At 41.5% G+C, this 16874-nt stretch carries 12 protein-coding genes; 6 read left to right on the plus strand and 6 right to left on the minus strand.

Going from position 1 to position 16874, the window contains the following annotated elements; all coding sequences use genetic code 11:
- Positions 1-85 precede the first annotated feature (85 nt).
- From ACUNWA_RS03440 to ACUNWA_RS03465, 6 genes are all read left to right on the plus strand, one after another.
- Complete coding sequence (locus ACUNWA_RS03440) at positions 86-3277, plus strand: SusC/RagA family TonB-linked outer membrane protein (RefSeq protein ID WP_445590483.1); 3192 nt, start codon at positions 86-88, stop codon at positions 3275-3277.
- A 13-nt stretch (positions 3278-3290) separates the two neighbouring features.
- A complete protein-coding gene (locus ACUNWA_RS03445) occupies positions 3291-4838 on the plus strand; it encodes a RagB/SusD family nutrient uptake outer membrane protein (protein ID WP_445590484.1) in 1548 nt (515 codons plus the stop codon).
- Between the two features lie 31 nt (positions 4839-4869).
- Complete coding sequence (locus ACUNWA_RS03450; protein WP_445590485.1) at positions 4870-5523, plus strand: fasciclin domain-containing protein; 654 nt, start codon at positions 4870-4872, stop codon at positions 5521-5523.
- 80 nt (positions 5524-5603) lie between these two features.
- Entirely contained in the window at positions 5604-6698 is a 1095-nt protein-coding gene (locus tag ACUNWA_RS03455) for a hypothetical protein (RefSeq protein WP_445590486.1), read from the plus strand.
- 123 nt (positions 6699-6821) lie between these two features.
- Positions 6822-8579, plus strand: a complete 1758-nt coding sequence (locus ACUNWA_RS03460; RefSeq protein ID WP_445590487.1) for a hypothetical protein — start codon at positions 6822-6824, stop codon at positions 8577-8579.
- Between the two features lie 29 nt (positions 8580-8608).
- Positions 8609-10168: an arylsulfatase gene (locus ACUNWA_RS03465; RefSeq protein WP_445590488.1), complete on the plus strand. Its 1560-nt coding sequence runs from the start codon at positions 8609-8611 to the stop codon at positions 10166-10168.
- Positions 10169-10906: 738 nt separating this feature from the next.
- On the opposite strand, the gene nqrF is transcribed toward ACUNWA_RS03465, so the two are convergent.
- From nqrF to ACUNWA_RS03495, 6 genes are read right to left on the minus strand one after another with little or no spacing between them, the layout of a single operon-like run.
- Positions 10907-12169, minus strand: coding sequence for an NADH:ubiquinone reductase (Na(+)-transporting) subunit F (gene nqrF / locus ACUNWA_RS03470; RefSeq protein ID WP_445590489.1), 1263 nt, complete (start codon positions 12167-12169; stop codon positions 10907-10909).
- 21 nt (positions 12170-12190) lie between these two features.
- Complete coding sequence (gene nqrE, locus ACUNWA_RS03475; RefSeq protein ID WP_299581371.1) at positions 12191-12808, minus strand: NADH:ubiquinone reductase (Na(+)-transporting) subunit E; 618 nt, start codon at positions 12806-12808, stop codon at positions 12191-12193.
- A 21-nt stretch (positions 12809-12829) separates the two neighbouring features.
- The gene (locus tag ACUNWA_RS03480) at positions 12830-13480 is read right to left on the minus strand and encodes an NADH:ubiquinone reductase (Na(+)-transporting) subunit D (protein ID WP_445590490.1); all 651 of its coding nucleotides are present in this window, start codon (positions 13478-13480) and stop codon (positions 12830-12832) included.
- 6 nt (positions 13481-13486) lie between these two features.
- Positions 13487-14179, minus strand: coding sequence for an NADH:ubiquinone reductase (Na(+)-transporting) subunit C (gene nqrC / locus ACUNWA_RS03485; RefSeq protein ID WP_445590491.1), 693 nt, complete (start codon positions 14177-14179; stop codon positions 13487-13489).
- A gap of 19 nt (positions 14180-14198) precedes the next feature.
- Positions 14199-15356 carry an NADH:ubiquinone reductase (Na(+)-transporting) subunit B gene (locus ACUNWA_RS03490; protein ID WP_445590492.1) on the minus strand — a complete coding sequence of 386 codons (1158 nt, stop codon included), beginning with the start codon at positions 15354-15356 and terminating at the stop codon, positions 14199-14201.
- A 35-nt stretch (positions 15357-15391) separates the two neighbouring features.
- A complete protein-coding gene (locus ACUNWA_RS03495; protein WP_445590493.1) occupies positions 15392-16744 on the minus strand; it encodes a Na(+)-translocating NADH-quinone reductase subunit A in 1353 nt (450 codons plus the stop codon).
- Between the last annotated feature and the right edge of the window lie 130 nt (positions 16745-16874).

Consider the following 16874-nt stretch of genomic DNA (forward strand, 5'->3'; position numbering starts at 1 on the left):
CTCTTCATATACTTTTAGCATCGAAACGTAGTGGTGAGAAATCAAACCTAACTTTTTGCCACGTATTAAATTAAATCTATTACGTATGAAAAAGACCTTAGTTTTTATGTGCATGGCACTTTTTCTTACTCTTTTGGGAAACGAGTCTTTTGCTCAGACTAAAACAGTTACCGGAATTGTAAGAGATGCAGAAGGAGGAACCCTTCCTGGCGCCAATGTTTTTCAAAGTGGAACGACCATCGGAACGGTAACCAACGTAAATGGGGAGTTTTCTCTCCAGGTTGCGGAGGATGCAGTTTTGGTTATTTCTTTTGTGGGGCTCGAAACTGTCGAAATTCCCGTCAAAGGGAAAACGGTACTAAATGTAAGTTTAAAAAGCGATTCGCAAGCTATTGACGAGGTTGTTGCAATTGGTTACCAAACAGTACACAAGCGTGATGTGACCGCTTCGGTTACGAGTATTCGGAGTGAAGATCTCGAGAATATTCCTGTAACCAGTGTTTCTTCCTTATTGGCGTCTCAGTCAACGGGGATCCAGAACATAACAATTAGTGGAGCGCCTGGAGCAAGGGGAGCTGTTATGATTCGCGGTAATACGAGTATTTCTGGAGACTTAAATGCTAATACTGCCTTTAGTAATCCGCTTTATGTTGTCGATGGAGTTCAAACGTCTTTGGAAGACCTTGCGGGCTACAATGTTTCCAATACCGATTTTTTAGCATCGCTTAATCCGGCTGATATCGAAAGTATTGATATTTTGAAAGATGCTTCAGCAGCGGCTATTTATGGTTCTCGTGGTGCGAATGGTGTTATTATTATTAACACCAAAAAAGGTACGGCTCTGGATAAGCCCGAATTTACCTTTACGGCAAACTATGGTATTCAGCCAAAACCTGACTTGGTTCCTATGTTGGTAGGAACGGCAGAACGCCGAGAAAAGATGAGAATGATCTCTGAATGGTGGTTGAGTGATGTTCTGCAAACGGGAGAAGTTCCAATTATGCTGACGGATAGTTTAAATCCGGCGTTTAACAACAATGTTGATTATCAGGGTATGTTTTATCAAACAGGGGTAAAACAGCAATATAGTTTGAGTATGCGTGGCGGTTCCGCTGCCTCTAATTATCGTTTGTCTCTGGGGTACGATGATAACAAGGGGGTAGTATCTGCAACTGGGTTTGACCGCTATACCTTTTCAGCCAATATAAATTCGAAAGTGGGGAAAAAATTCACGAACCAGTTAAATTCCAGGATCGTGATGACTGACCAGCAAACAGGACAAGGTAACCCTTGGAGATACGAAAATTACTCTAACCCGGCCTTGCCAGTAAATCCGGCGTCATTAAATTCTTCACTTTTCTATATAACTGATGCTAAAAGAGCCTCACTTGAAGGTGAATTGAAGGAAAAGGAAAATACGGACCAAACGGTGGCAACCACGATTTCGAATTTTGCGCGCATGGAGCTGTTTAAAGGCTTAACGCTTAATTCGCAATTAACGTTCGTGTACAGTAGTAATAAGAAGAACTTTTATGAACCTTCAACGACCCGTCCTGAAGGGGATGGTTTTGCCAGTTACTCCTTGTATACACGCCGAAATCTTTCTTCTGACTTGTATTTAAGCTATTTCAAAGATATCGGTGCGCACCAGATCACAGGTATCCTGGGACACAAAGTGGATTACAACCGCTACGAAGACATGGGGCTAAATGCCATTGGTTTTGGTAGCGATGCAATCAAAGTAATTAATGACCGTTATACACAAGATGAAATTGGAGGATATACCGATTTGGCCGCCAATGCGTTAATCTCGTATTTTGGCCGTTTTAGCTATAAGTTTAGAAAACGCTATATATTAGGTGGTAGTTACAGTATTGACGGTTCTTCCCGTTTTGGAACGGATGTACGCTGGGCACACTTTCCTTCTTTGTCAGCAGCTTGGGTATTTTCCGATGAACCTTGGTTTAAACCCATCAAAGATAGTTTTGTAGACTTTGCAAAGGTGAAATTTAGCTGGGGGATTAATGGGAAACAATTTACCGAAAATTACCTGCGATTTGGAAAATATAATCTGGGATATGGTGGAACTGGTTCTGGTTATTTTGGAGCCAATCAAATGTCTCGTTCGTCCTATGCGGGCATAACAGGTGTAATACCCAACTACAATGCCATTGGGAACAACAAACTATCTTGGGAAAATTCCCGCCAGTGGAACCTTGGACTGGAGCTGGATATGTTCAAACAGCGCTTAAGCGTTACATTCGATGCCTATAATAAGTTAACCGACAAGCTCTTTTTTGACATCCGCTTCCCGGCTTATTCTGGATACAATGCAGCCAAAGCCAATGTTGCAGGAATTTTAAACTACGGTTGGGAGTCGATGGTTAGATGGCATGTCTTCCCACGGAACAATGACCTTCGCCTGGAGTTAAGTTCCGGACTTTCTCAAAATAATAACTTTATTAGCAAGCTACCTAATGGTAATCAGGATTATACAGGAGGTAACTATGGATATGTTGTTGGGCGCCCAATCAACCTGTATAAAATGTTTTACAACGATTATATTATTGATGATCTGTCTCAACTACCCGTTAATCCATATACCGGAGATCCCCTGGCTGGGAAAAGTGCCTGGGCTGCTATTCGTCCCGGGTTTCCTATCTGGAAAGACCTGAATGGAGATTACATCTTAAATGAGACTCACGATTATCAATTAGTTCGTGATTATTCTCCAATGCCTGATCTTATGGGATCCTTTAATATCAATCTTCAATATAAGGGATGGTATTTCAGGGCTTACAGTCAGTTCTCATTCGGTGCTGATATTAAGAATACAGTACTACAAAGTTATATGGACAGATATGACAGAGGTGGAACTGGTTGGGCAAAGGCTGGACTAGCAGACCTTAGTATGCACTCTTTCTGGGAAAAGCCAGGAGACGGTGCTGCCGGAGTTCGTTTTCCTGCCCTGTATCCATCGGCTCCTGGCTTGGGGGCATTTTACGGGTTCAGAGAAAACCAAACGTTATGGTTAGAAAGTGGCGATTACTGGAAGGTCACCAATGCTTCGCTGGGATATACTTTTGAAAAAAATAGCTTCATAAAAAAGTATGGCTTAACCCGCTTACGGGTATATGCTTCTGTACTGAACCCATACCAATGGCAACGATCAAAAGCAATTGTTGATGCTTCATTGGTCGATGCTAAGGGTCACGTAGTGGGTAACGGATATCCACAGGCCTCTACTGTTTCTTTTGGTGTTGACGTAAGGTTTTAAATAATAGAAAGACATGAATCAAATGAAAAAAATAACATTATACTTATTAATCTCTTTGTGTTTAATTAGCACACAAAGTTGCAATGATCTATTGGATCAGGAACCTGTAAGTATTACTCATCCCGATGTATTCTGGGTAAATCAGAGTAATGCAGAGCAGGCTTTGGCCGGAGCTTATGGCTTATTGAAATATTCCCTAACTGTTCAATCAAATTTTCTTTTCTGGGGCGAAATTACAGGAATGACTTTTATGAATAGTCATAACTGGATCGCAAATTATATTGAAGGTAGCGGAAACTATAATTTGGCATATCGGCCTTATTCCAGAAACTGGAAAGATCTTTACCGTGCGGCGAACTGGGCAAATACTATTGAAGGCTATGTTGCTGAAATGCCCGATGATCTTTTTACTTCTTTAGATGAGAAAAACCGAATCATCGGTGAGGCGGCTTTTATCAGGGCAATATCATACTTTTACCTCACCAAGGTGTGGGGAGAAGTGCCAATTGTAACTGAGTCTGTTGAAACGTCTGATCAGTTGGTTGGTGAAGACGGCTTTATTGTTCGGATACCAAGATCTTCAGAAAAAGAGGTTCTCGATCATGCTTTAGCAGCAGTTGACAAAGCAATTGAGCATTTGGAGTATTCTTCTCCCGCTGATCCTCAGTGGGCAATTACAGCGAATAAAGCAAGTGCTGAAGCGCTAAAAGCTCATTTAACACTGTGGTATGCCAGCAGAGATGGAGACAATAACGAGATGATTCAGAAATGTATTGAGGCTGCCAGTTCTGTCATTGATAACAGTGGGGCTGAATTAATCGACTATGTTTCCGAAGGTGTTGACGGCTTTGATGATATGTGTTGGGGGCAATCAAAAACAGGGTTGTTTGAGATTAATTTTGATGCCGGAATGAATGAATCCTTTCGAATGACTTCAGGCGACAATAGTTTTACCGGACTCACTTTAAATTACCCTATCTGGAAGGATAAAAATACAAATAAGGCTCCTTATATTGATCCTGATTTTTATGGAAACGAATTTATGGCACAGGATGAAGACCGGGTTGATGATGTAAGAAAAGATCTTTTCTTTTATGAATATGAGCAACCTGACAACTCATTCCTGATGAAATATTCGCATCAATCGCAGGATCAGGATTCAGAAGATCCGTATGCACAATTCCTGGAATCCAATCTTTTGATTTTCCGCCTGGCAGACATGTACTTACTGCGAGCAGAAGCCAAGGCCAAGCTGGGGAAAGGAACAGAAGCGGTTGTGGACTTAAACTTGATCAGAAGCAAAGCTAATGTTCCAGCTTATACCGGAGCTACCGACCGTGCAAGTATGATGAAAGCTATTTTTGAAGAGCGTGCCATTGAATTTGTTGGCGAAGGGCATGCCGGATTTGATCGTATACGTATGGATTATTATTATGAAGGTGTTCCATGGATGAACCAGAACCGGATTGCTAAAAAAGGATATTTCTGGCCAATCGATCCATCTGTGATCTCTGTTAATCCTTCGATTGTTCAAACCGAATACTGGCGAGGAAAATTGTAATGAGTGCATTTAAAACACTAAAGCATAGAAAATGAAAAAGTTAATATTAATAGTAGCCGTTGTTTTTGCCTTATTCTCATGTGAGCAGAATGATTATCTGGTCGATGGAGGTGTCAGTGATGCCAAGGTTGAAATGACCACCATGGAGTTTATTAAATCTCATCCACAATTGGACACTGTAGCGATCTTAATCGATCGTGCCGGATTAGCCGATGAAGTCAATGGGAACTCAACGCTTTTTGTTGCCAACAATCTCTCTGTAAGAAGGTACGTTGACAAGGTCTTGACTGAACTCCGAAAAGAAGATCCGCTTGCCGAATACACTATAAATGATATTCCTACTGATACTTTAACGAAGTATATGGGCGGCTATATTTTTCCCGAAAGAATTACGCGTGATGACTTGGTAAAAGAGGGAGCGATCTACACAGCCATAAATGGCGAACAACGGAGAATTTCTCTTGAACCGCAGCTGGATGGTGAAACCGGATATGGTGATCAATTGAGCTCAGCCCCTGGATATGTCTATTATACCTATAAAGATGGGGATGAATGGGATGAATGGGACAATGTTACCAACGATACCCGGGTAATTGTCAGAACCTCAAATATTATTTCAACAAATGGGATTATTCATGTGCTACAGGGATCACATACCTTGTTTAATTTTGATATTGATGAATAGGTGATTTGTGATGACGTCCCTCTCTAATATTGTAACAAATTGATCGAGATGGATGACAAAATTTTTAAATGAAAACGAAAATGAAAAGAATACTATATTTTATATTTATCGCAGTGTCGGTAGCTTCCTGTACTCAGCCGGAAGTAGGCTATATTAGTGATAATATTCACGCCTTGGAGGATACCATTTTTGTTCCTCGTGGAGTGTTTATGACTTCAGCGGCTCCGGCGGCTGAAGGATCTACTTATCCATTGCACTGGGAAATTACTGATATTAAAGATGAAGATGGCAACTCAACAGATGCTCTATTTGAACCGAAAGAGATATTGATTTGGAAAGAGGCTTTTAATCCTTTTACTGATACGACGCTGGCCTTAGCAGAAGCCAAACTGGAATTAGCCAATAAGCCTAGTATCCTTATTAACGAGGTTAGTGGCGAGATGGCATTCACCCAGGCTACTAAGCATATCGAGAATACAAGTAATGAAGTTTTTTCAGTTGATGTTAATGTCTCGAATGTTAGAGGAGAACGTCAGTTAGATGATTTTGTGATCGTTAAGCTAGAGAAATTTCAGCCGGTTGAGTTTCCTGTTGAAATGCGCTCAAGAATTAATCTGGTCAAGAATGATGGAGGGTTGAATGCACTCTATACGTCATCAATTAGCAATGGTTTCGATGCAGGGGTGCCTAGTGTGCTTGATGGAACTCATCCGTATATTACTGTAGTAAAGGTAAGCGAAGAACCCAAGCTGGGGATTAAGGTAAACATGACTATTGCAGATAGCCAGGATCAGCCATTGAGCCCTTCAAAGGTTGTATTTTACCCATCAGGAGCTACATTTCTTCAAAACTTTCATGATAATTCGACGGAAACCATTGTCAGCGAGACGAGTACTACTTTTTCGCTTCCTGCACCTCCGTTTCCTCAGTTTGGTAGAAGCTACTCTGGTAACAGCTCTTATTTAATGTATTACATTACCACTCGTGATGCTTTTACGGTGGACAAAGAAGCGTATGAAGCAGATAAAGGCGCGCATGACTGGACTCAATACCAAACAAACGAAGCTACTGGCAACATTCTTTGTCAGGCCTACATTCGCTGGGGTATTAAAATCAATGATTCAGGAACCTGGGATATCAAAATGAAAATTCCATATTCAAAAAAGCTGGATTAACGATAATAAGTGGGAGATTTTGGGTTAGTAGATGTATCTCTAATTTTCCAAAAGGCATAAAAAATAAAAGGCTTTCTAAATCCCATAGAAAGCCTTTATTTCAATATTTAAATCGTTGTTAAAATGAAATTGAACTGTAGAATAGCCATTTTTTTTAGTCTGATGTTAGTTGCTTTCGGATGCAACAATGCCACACAACAAACTAAGGTAATTTCAGATTCTGAGATTGACCAATCCTGGCAGGCCGGCATAACCCTCCCTGTCGAAGTATTTCAAAAGTATCCTTTGCCTATTCAGGATATTAAAAACGATAAGGGTATCAATGTAATGATCGATCTGGTTCATCAATGCAAATTCGTCACACTGTGGGGATTACCCGAAAGGTTGAATCGTTTGGGCTATCGTGCAATAGGTAGTCAGGCTTCTGTTCATTCTGTCTTGAATCCTGAAGGCAAAAGCCGAGTGAGGGTAAAATGGGATGAAGAGAATAGAATTTACCCCTTTGCCTGGCATCCTAACTTCAGCTACAATGTTATTATTACGCATCAAAGCGATCCTAATGCACAAGAATACCTCCCCGAGGAACAGGAAGCCCTTGTTGACTTTGTGAATCATGGTGGTGGATTAATTATTTTTGGAGTTCCACCTAAAACGGAGGATGTGGCAGATGGCTGGTCATTAAATCAATTATGTGAGCGGTTTGACGCCAAAATATCAGCCCAAAAAGACACTTATAGAGAAACTTCTTATGCAGTCATTGAACACAGCGATGATTGGGAGCCCAGCCAAAAAGGAGAAAATAACTTGCCAGTTGCCGTGTATCGTAAATATGGGAAAGGGCACATTGCAATTTATGGGCATGATGAACTCCTATCTACAAAGCGTCAGGAGAAAGAAGAGAATTTGCTGAAAAATGAATTGCTGAATTCGACAATATCAAAAGTGGCGCAGGGGAAAGAGCCGGTTGGAGGCGATGCCCGATACCCGATTTCCGGGGGTGGTGGCGGAGGTATTTATCCTGAATTGGAAAAGCAATTTAACGATGTTGTTTTGTTTTATGCTGCCAATCAAAAGCCTGAACTTATAAAAACAGTAGAAAACGATATCCCTAAGGCTAAAGAATTAGTCGAGGGATGGCTACCTTCGAAGCCTACCTTGGAGCCCATGTATTTAATTCTCTCTTCTGGAGGAGGTGGAGGTTGGGCTGTAAATGCATTTAAACCCAAGGAGAATGGCATAATAAGCCTTTCTGGAATGGGAATATTATCCATTTTTGCACATGAACTGGCACACACCATGCATGGTCCTGTAAATGAAGAAGGAGAAGTGGCAGGTATAACACCAATTCCTAATCGCGGAGAAGCTCATGCCGGCTGGTTTCAAGGGAAAGTTGATGCATGGTTTGAGCAGAATCTTCGTGACTATCCGGTAAAAAAATGCAATAAACTATTCGAATTTGATCCGACCGGCGACCAGCTGGATTTAGTAACGCATTATGAAAATGAGAAACTTCGCAAGGATTTTGGTAAAGGTAAAGACTGGACAAAAACCTGGTGGATTTGGCAGAAATTAGATGATCGATATGGTCCTACTTGGTATCCCCGTTGGAAATATGTTCAGCACAATCGTTGGAAGAATACTCCTGAACATCGCCTAACTTGGGATGAAATGGTGGAAGATATATCAATTGCCGTTGGCGAAGATTTATTCCCTTTTTTGAAGAAAGCAGGCTTATCACTTCAGAAAGATCAAATGGGCAGCATTACCTATGAAGGAAAAGTATGGCAGTTAAAAGAGGCTCCGATTTCTGTTTCAAAAGCAGGTAATGTGAAATTGGACAAAATTGGGAATTACAAGAATGAACTTTCGGTCAATCAATAATCCTCCGAATGAACTACAAGTAAGAAGAAATGAATCAAATAATTAAGAATATAAAGCTGCGTAAAGGAAGTTTTGTTTTGTTATCTCTTGGTTTGAGTATAGCTTCATGCTCCAATTCATCAAAAACAGTAGTAACTCAGAAACCCAATATCATCTACATCCTTGCGGATGATTTGGGATATGGAGAATTGGGATGCTTTGGACAGGAATTAATTGAAACTCCCAATATCGATGCGCTGGCCCAGAATGGGATGAAATTCACACAACACTACGCAGGAGCTCCTGTCTGTGCCCCATCACGATGTGTATTGTTAACCGGCAAACATCCCGGACATGCGCAAATCCGTGGAAATGATGAATGGAATGAGCGAGGTGATGTTTGGAATTACAGAGCTCAGTTGGCCGATTCAACACTGGAAGGACAGCGTCCTATGTTAGCAGGCACCAATACAATTGGAAGCATGTTGCAACAAGGCGGATACAAAACAGGCATGGTTGGAAAATGGGGATTGGGGGCTCCTAATACGCATAGCATTCCAACCAAAATGGGATTCGATTTCTTTGTTGGGTACAATTGTCAGCGTCAGGCACATACCTATTATCCTGTCCATTTATATAAAAATGGGTCACGATTGTATTTGGGAAATGATACGGTTGCTCCGAGTACCAAATTAGATGAAGGAGCTGATCCGTTTGATACGAATAGTTATAGGAAGTATGATTTGCAGAACTATTCATGCGATGTAATGTTTGCTGAATTAACCGGATTTATAGCCGAAAATAAGAATGATCCATTCTTTATGTATTGGGCAACACCAATTCCTCATGCTCCCTTACAAGCTCCTCAAAGATGGGTTGATTATTATGTGGAAAAGTTTGGAGATGAGGAGCCTTACCTTGGAGATAAAGGCTATTATCCACATCGCTATCCTCATGCCGCTTATGCTGCTATGGTTTCTTATTTAGATGAGAATGTAGGGAAATTGGTTAAACAGCTTAAAGATTTGGGCATTTACGACAATACACTAATCGTCTTTACCTCTGACAACGGAGCGACTTATAATGGAGGAACAGATTCTCCATGGTTTAATAGTGGAGGTCCATTTAAGAGTGAATATGGATGGGGAAAAGGATTTACCCATGAAGGAGGAATACGCACGCCAATGATTGCTTCCTGGCCAGGAACGATATTGCCAGGAATAGAGTCTGATCATGTCTCAGCTTTTTGGGATGTTTTACCAACCTTATGTGATATTGCCGGAATTGATGCCCCTGAAGATACAGATGGAATCAGTTTTCTACCTGAACTAATAGGCGGAAAACAGAAATCTCATCAACATCTGTATTGGGAGTTTCCAGCCTATGGCGGACAACAAGCTGTACGGATGGGAAAATGGAAGGGCATCCGAAATAATATTAAGAAAGGAAACATGACCATTGAACTTTATAACCTGGAAGATGATATTCAGGAGCAAAATGATATTGCTTCAGAGTATCCGGATATTGTAAGAGAAATTGAAGATATTATGCACGATGAACATCAATCTCCTGAAATCGTACGTTTTAAGATGGAAGAATTAGGAGACTAAGATCGGTAATAGGGGAAACATAAAAACAATCTCTATAAAAAGACGTGTTTTATGTTTCTTTGTTTTTATAACGAGTTGTTTATGATCGATTCAGTGGATTAATGTTAAACACACAAGCTAAGAGTAGCTTCAAATTAGTTTTTAGTTCGTTAATGATTGTTTTGCTTTTCGGAAGAACTATAATCGCGGGTGCTGCTGGCAAGCATCCTCATCCAAGGAATACACCGCAATGTGATGATCTGGATCTTTCTGTTTGGTTGCAGGGAGCTAAGTTTAGGGTGGTTGTTTTGTGAAAACAACTATATACTAAATAATCAAAGGCCTCTGGATTTCATTAAAGTGTATTCAATCCTTTCGTTATACAAAAGCTATAAATAGAGTGAGTAGGAAGTATAAACTTAATTCTGATGTTGGTGATAAATAGGCTGAAATATTTTCTGGTGAAGAGAAAGCTTGAAGGTTATTCATACAGCTCGGCATCGAATTGTGCCAGCAGAACAGGATTGGTGACTGTTAACATTGGAGTCCTGTGTGATTTGCTCAAGCCTCGTGAGTGCGGCACTCAAATATCGAGGGTAACAAATTCCTGGAGATCCCAAGCAGATGACAGGATTCCTCCTCAAGTGAAACTTAGATGACTCAACCTAATTTTCATTTTGCCTCTGCTAGCAACAGTCCCAAAGAAAAAGAGCTTTCAACTAGGGTTGAAAGCTCTTTTGTATTTTATGCGATCGTGAATTAGCTACCGAAATCGTCAAACATGATGTTTTCATCTGGAACGCCTAAATCGTAAAGCATTTTCTGAACGGCGTCGTTCATCATCGGTGGTCCGCACAGATAGTAATCAATTTCTTCGGGTTCTTCATGTTTCCCCAAGTACATATCGTGAATAACCTGGTGGATAAATCCGGTAGGTCCCTCCCAGTTATCCTCGGGTTGTGGATCAGATAAGGCCAAGTGGAAGGAGAAATTCGGGAACTTCTCTTCGATAGCTTTAAACTGGTCGTAATAGAAAACTTCTCTCCAGGAGCGTGCACCGTACCAGAATGTGATTTTCTTATTCGATTCTTTAAGGGTATGGAACAGGTGGAACAGGTGAGAACGCATAGGAGCCATACCGGCACCACCACCAATAAACATCATCTCATTGTCATTCTTTTTCAGGAAGAATTCTCCGTAAGGACCTGAAATGGTTACTTTGTCACCTGGTTTGCGTGAGAAAATATAAGAAGAACAAATTCCTGGATTTACTTTCTGGAATCCACCATTCACACGGTCAAACGGAGGTGTTGCAATCCGTATGTTCAGCATGACGATGTTTCCTTCGGCAGGGTGGTTGGCCATAGAATAGGCACGGAATGTTGGTTCCGGATTCTTCATTTTCAGGTCGAACAGGTTGAATTGTTCCCATTCGGGGCGGAATTTATCATCCACATCCATGTCTTTGAAATCCACATCGATTTTAGGAACATCAATCTGAATATAACCACCTGATTTGAAATCCAGGGTTTCACCTTCCGGCAAACGGACCACAAACTCTTTGATGTAAGTCGCCACATTCTTGTTCGAGATCACTTCGCATTCCCATTTCTTGATTCCCATAATTTCCTGAGGAATCTGTAGCTCCATGTCTTCTTTTACTTTTACCTGACAAGCCAGACGCCAATTGTCGTTTTGCTCTTTACGGGTAAAGTAGCCGGTTTCTGTTGGCAGGATTGAACCACCGCCATCAACAACCTGACAACGGCACATGGCACAAGTACCACCACCACCACAGGCTGACGGAAGGAAAATTTTGTTGTTCCCCAGCGTGGTCAGCAAGGTGTCTCCTGGATTGGTTTCCAATACGGTGTCGCCTTCGTTTATGTTAACCTTGACAACTCCGGAGGGAGTCAGCTTTTTCTTCGCATACAGCAAGATCGATACTAAGAGAATCACCATCAACAGGAAGACAGCGATACTGGTAATAACGACTGTAGTTTGAGTTGCTAAAAATATCATTGTTCTGAATTTTTTATCTGATTATAGTTTTATTCCCATGAATCCCATGAATGCCAATCCCATCAATCCGGTAACGATAAACGTAATTCCAAGACCTTTCAAGGGAGCCGGAACATGAGAATATTCTATTTTTTCACGAATGGCTGCAATACCAACAATAGCCAGGAACCAGCCCACGCCAGAGCCTAAACCATAAACAGAGGCTTCGCCAATATTGAGGAAAGCTTTTTGCTGCATGAACAGAGAACCTCCCAAAATAGCACAGTTTACAGCAATTAGTGGTAAGAAAATACCAAGCTGCGTGTACAATACGGGAGCAAATTTTTCAACAACCATCTCTACCAGCTGTACCATGGATGCAATTACAGCAATAAACATGATAAAGCTAAGGAAGCTTAGGTCGACAGCAGCGAAAGTCGGGCTCAACCAAGTCAGTGCGCCTTCTTTCAAAACATAGTTTTCCAATAAGTAATCAACAGGAACGGTAATTCCCAAAACAAAGATGACAGCCAGCCCAAGACCGGTAGCTGTTTTTACTGATTTGGATACCGCCAGGTAAGAACACATGCCCAGGAAATAGGCAAATACCATGTTCTCAATAAAGATGGATTTGATAAATAAATTAATCAGGTTTTCCATAATTTCTTTTCTTTTTGCGGATTATTCTTCAATCAGTTTACGGTTACGACTACGCTGAACCCAGATAATAATTCCTACGGTAATCAACGCCATCGGGGGCAAAATCATCATTCCGTTGTTGGCATAAAAGCCACCGTTTTCGATGTACCAATTGGCCGGGATTATTTTGAAACCCCAGATACTTCCAGAGCCAAATAATTCGCGTACAAAACCAACAATAATCAGAATGGCGCCATAACCTGCTGCGTTGCCAAGTCCGTCGAGGAAAGAAGGCCAGGGTTTGTTACCCAGCGCAAAAGCTTCCAAACGTCCCATTATAATACAGTTGGTGATAATTAATCCGACAAAAACTGATAATTGTTTGCTAACATCGTAAACAAAGGCTTTCAGAATCTGGTCAACGACGATTACTAAGGCAGCAATAACAACCAGCTGTACAATAATCCGGATCCGGTTGGGAATGGTGTTTCTCAGTAAGGAGATAATAACGTTGGCAAATGCCAACACCGCCATTACTGATAAAGACATCACAACCGAAGGCTTCAATTGAGCTGTAACAGCCAAGGCTGAACAGATCCCAAGCACCTGAACGGTAATTGGATTACTGCTGTTTAGCGGATCGCTGAGCAGTTTCAGGTTTTTCTTTGAAAATAAAGGGTCTCTATCACTCATTTTCTTTTATTTTTTCTGGTTGAAAAAGGCAGTATAGGAGCTCAAGTCATCCAATAGCATTTTCTCTAACCCTTTGGATGTAATCGTTCCTCCTGATATTGCGTCTACTTTGTGCTGTTCTGGAGCTGATTCATTAGACTTAGCAACGGTAATGGATACCAGTTTGCCATTCTCATAAATCTCTTTGTGTTTGAATTGAACTTCAAACGCATCGGTTGATATTTCGGCTCCCAATCCCGGAGTTTCTCCTTGATGATCAAAGGATGCTCCGTAGATAGTCGACATGTCAGACTCTAGCGATAAGTAACCCCAAATAGGCCCCCAGAGTCCTGCTCCACGTAAGGGAACAATGTACTTTACGCCTCCATCGATCTGGCATTCAAATACTGGAAGCTCTTGCTTCTCAACGGGCTTCGAACGTTCTTTTTTCAGATCAACGGTAAAGGCATCTCCGTCTACTTTCTCACCCTTGGAATTAACGATATAGCTGTTGACAATCTTCTCTGCATAAATATCTTCAGCATTGGTAGCATCGGCTTCAATATTAATAGAAGCCAGGATATTTTGCTTTTTCTCTATTTCAATATTCCTATCCTGAAATGGTTTTAAGTTGATTGCAGCAATTGAAAGGATTGCAGCAACCACGATCACCATTCCGGAGGCATATATAAATGTATAAACATTACTGTTTCTATCCATTTCTTTTTACTTTAAGGGATTAAGCGCTCTGTTGAACACGTTTAAAACGACGTTTGATATTGCCTTGCACAACATAGTGGTCGATCAGTGGAGCAAAGGTATTCATCAGTAAGATGGCTAACATCATTCCTTCCGGATAGGCGGGGTTAACTACACGGATCAGTATGGCAAGTACTCCAATTAAGAACCCGTAAATCCATTTACCACGATCTGTTTGAGCGGCTGATACCGGATCGGTTGCCATGAAGACGGCACCAAAGGCAAAGCCTCCAATGATCAGGTGTTCCCAGAAAGGCATGGCCATATAGGCGTTTACTGCAAAAATGTTGAGTAAAATACCCATAAACAGACCTCCCAATACTGTTGAGAGCATGATTTTCCAGTTACCAATTCCGGTGATAATCAATATTGCTGCTCCAATCAAAATGGCTAGCGTAGATGTTTCTCCGATTGATCCGGGAATTAGTCCGACAAAGGCATTCCAAACATTTAAGTCTGTATTACCCAATACGGCTTCAGCCATGGGCGTAGCGCCGGTAAAGCCGTCAGCCATTTTGTCGATCCCACTGGCCGAAATCCAAACGGAGTCACCAGACATTTGTGCCGGGTAAGCAAAGAATAGGAAAGCCCTTGCAATTAATGCAGGGTTCCAGATATTCATTCCTGTTCCGCCAAATACTTCTTTACCGATAATGACGGCAAAGGCAGTAGCGACTCCAATCATCCACAACGGAGTGTTGATTGGCATAACCAATGGAATTAACATCCCGGAAACCAGAAAGCCTTCGTTGACTTCGTGTCCTCGGATTTGAGCAAAAATGAACTCGATTCCCAGTCCAACAACATAGGAGACGATGATCACGGGCAATACTTTCAACAGTCCGAAAAGGAAAATGTCGAAAAAGCCAGTTGTTCCCAGTTGGCCCAGAGCACCGAAATGTTGGTATCCTACATTGAACATTCCCATCAATAAAGCTGGGACAAGAGCGAGAACCACGATTCCCATGGTTCTTTTCAAATCAATATAATCATGAATATGAGTTCCTGATTTGGATGTATTTTTCTGAACGAAGGCCAATGTAAAGAAAGAATCGTGGGTCGAATGCAGCCAATGGAATTTGGCGCCTTTCTGTACATGTGGTTTCGTCTTTTCAAAAAAGTTTCTTAACGCTTTCATTGAATTATCTGTTTTGTTTCAAGCAACCAGAATGGTTATCCTAATTCTTTAATCATCGAATTAATTCCTTCGCGCAGAATGTCCTGTACTTTAATTTTCGAGGTACATGCATATTCGCATAAGGCAAGGTCTTCTTCAATCACCTCGTAAATCCCGAGTTGTTCCATCTTGTCAATATCATTAACCAAAATGGCTTTCAACAGGTGCACTGGAAGGACATCCATCGGAAGGAACTTTTCATATTGTCCGGAAATAACAAAAGCGCGTTCACCTCCATGCAGATTCGCATTCAGTACATATTCTTTCTTGGGAAGGAGTTTTGAGAAGAAGGCTTTGCTGGCAGAGAATTTATCAACGCCGGGGGCAGCCCATCCCAAAAACTCGTATTCATCGCCTTCAGGGATAACCGTAATTTGCTGGTCGAAATAACCCAGGTAACTGTCGGCTTCAACCTTGGAACCCGTTAATACATTTCCGCTGATGATTCTTTCATTTACCTCACCTTTGGTTTGGCCTTTCAAAAGATCTTCCATGCGTGTTCCTTGGATTGTTTTGACATACTTGGGAGCTTTTACCTCGGAACCTGTTATGGCAATGGTTTTGCTGAAATCAACTTTGCCATTCTCAAACAAGCGACCAATAAAGACAAGCGTCTGTGGTGTCATCGTCCAGATGAGGTCTGATTTTCCAATCGGACAAACTTTACTGATTTGAACGCCAACATTACCTGCCGGGTGCGGACCACTAAAGGTGTTTGTCTCTACATTTTTCAGTGAGGCAAAAACACCCGAGGCTTGTTCGGGAGCAAGTCCCAAATAAACGCTACCATCCGTCAGCTTGCTGACCGCATCAATTCCTGTTTGAAGTGCAGCTTTCTCTTTCGAAAACAAGAACTCGTAATCCGGAGCGAGTGGCGCCGAGTCGAAGGCCGAAATAACAATGTTATTCGGTACATCCGATGGTTTTGCCAAAACGCCATACGGACGCTGCTTGATGAATGGCCACAAACCACTTTTTAGAAGTTGATCACGAATCTCTTCACGAGATAGTTTGGACGGATCAGCTTTAGTGAATTCACAGTGCTCATTTTTTCCATCAGGTTCAACGACAATCTCTAAAATCTTACGGCGTTCTCCACGGTTCACCGCCTGAACGGTGCCACTGACAGGAGAAGTAAATAAAATCTCAGGATTGTATTTGTCGAAGAAGAGGGCATCACCAGCTTTAACCTGGGCATCAGCTTTCACACTTAATTTTGGCGTTAAGCCTGGAAAATCAGTGGGCTTTAAAGCGATTGATTTCGGTGCGGGAGCATCCTCCAGAACCGCTTGGGCAGCTCCTTTCAACCGGATGTTGAATCCGCGTTTCAATTTAAAATGCTTTGACATTGTAATCCCTTGTTGTAGTTATTATTTAGGGTGGCAAAAGTACGTATTTAAAAAACTTTTCACAATCTTTGCTACATAAAGTTAGATGAATTGAAATATTTAAATACGTTTGTTCGTTCACCGTTTTGAG

The sequence above is a fragment of the Sunxiuqinia sp. sy24 genome (genome assembly GCF_052677165.1).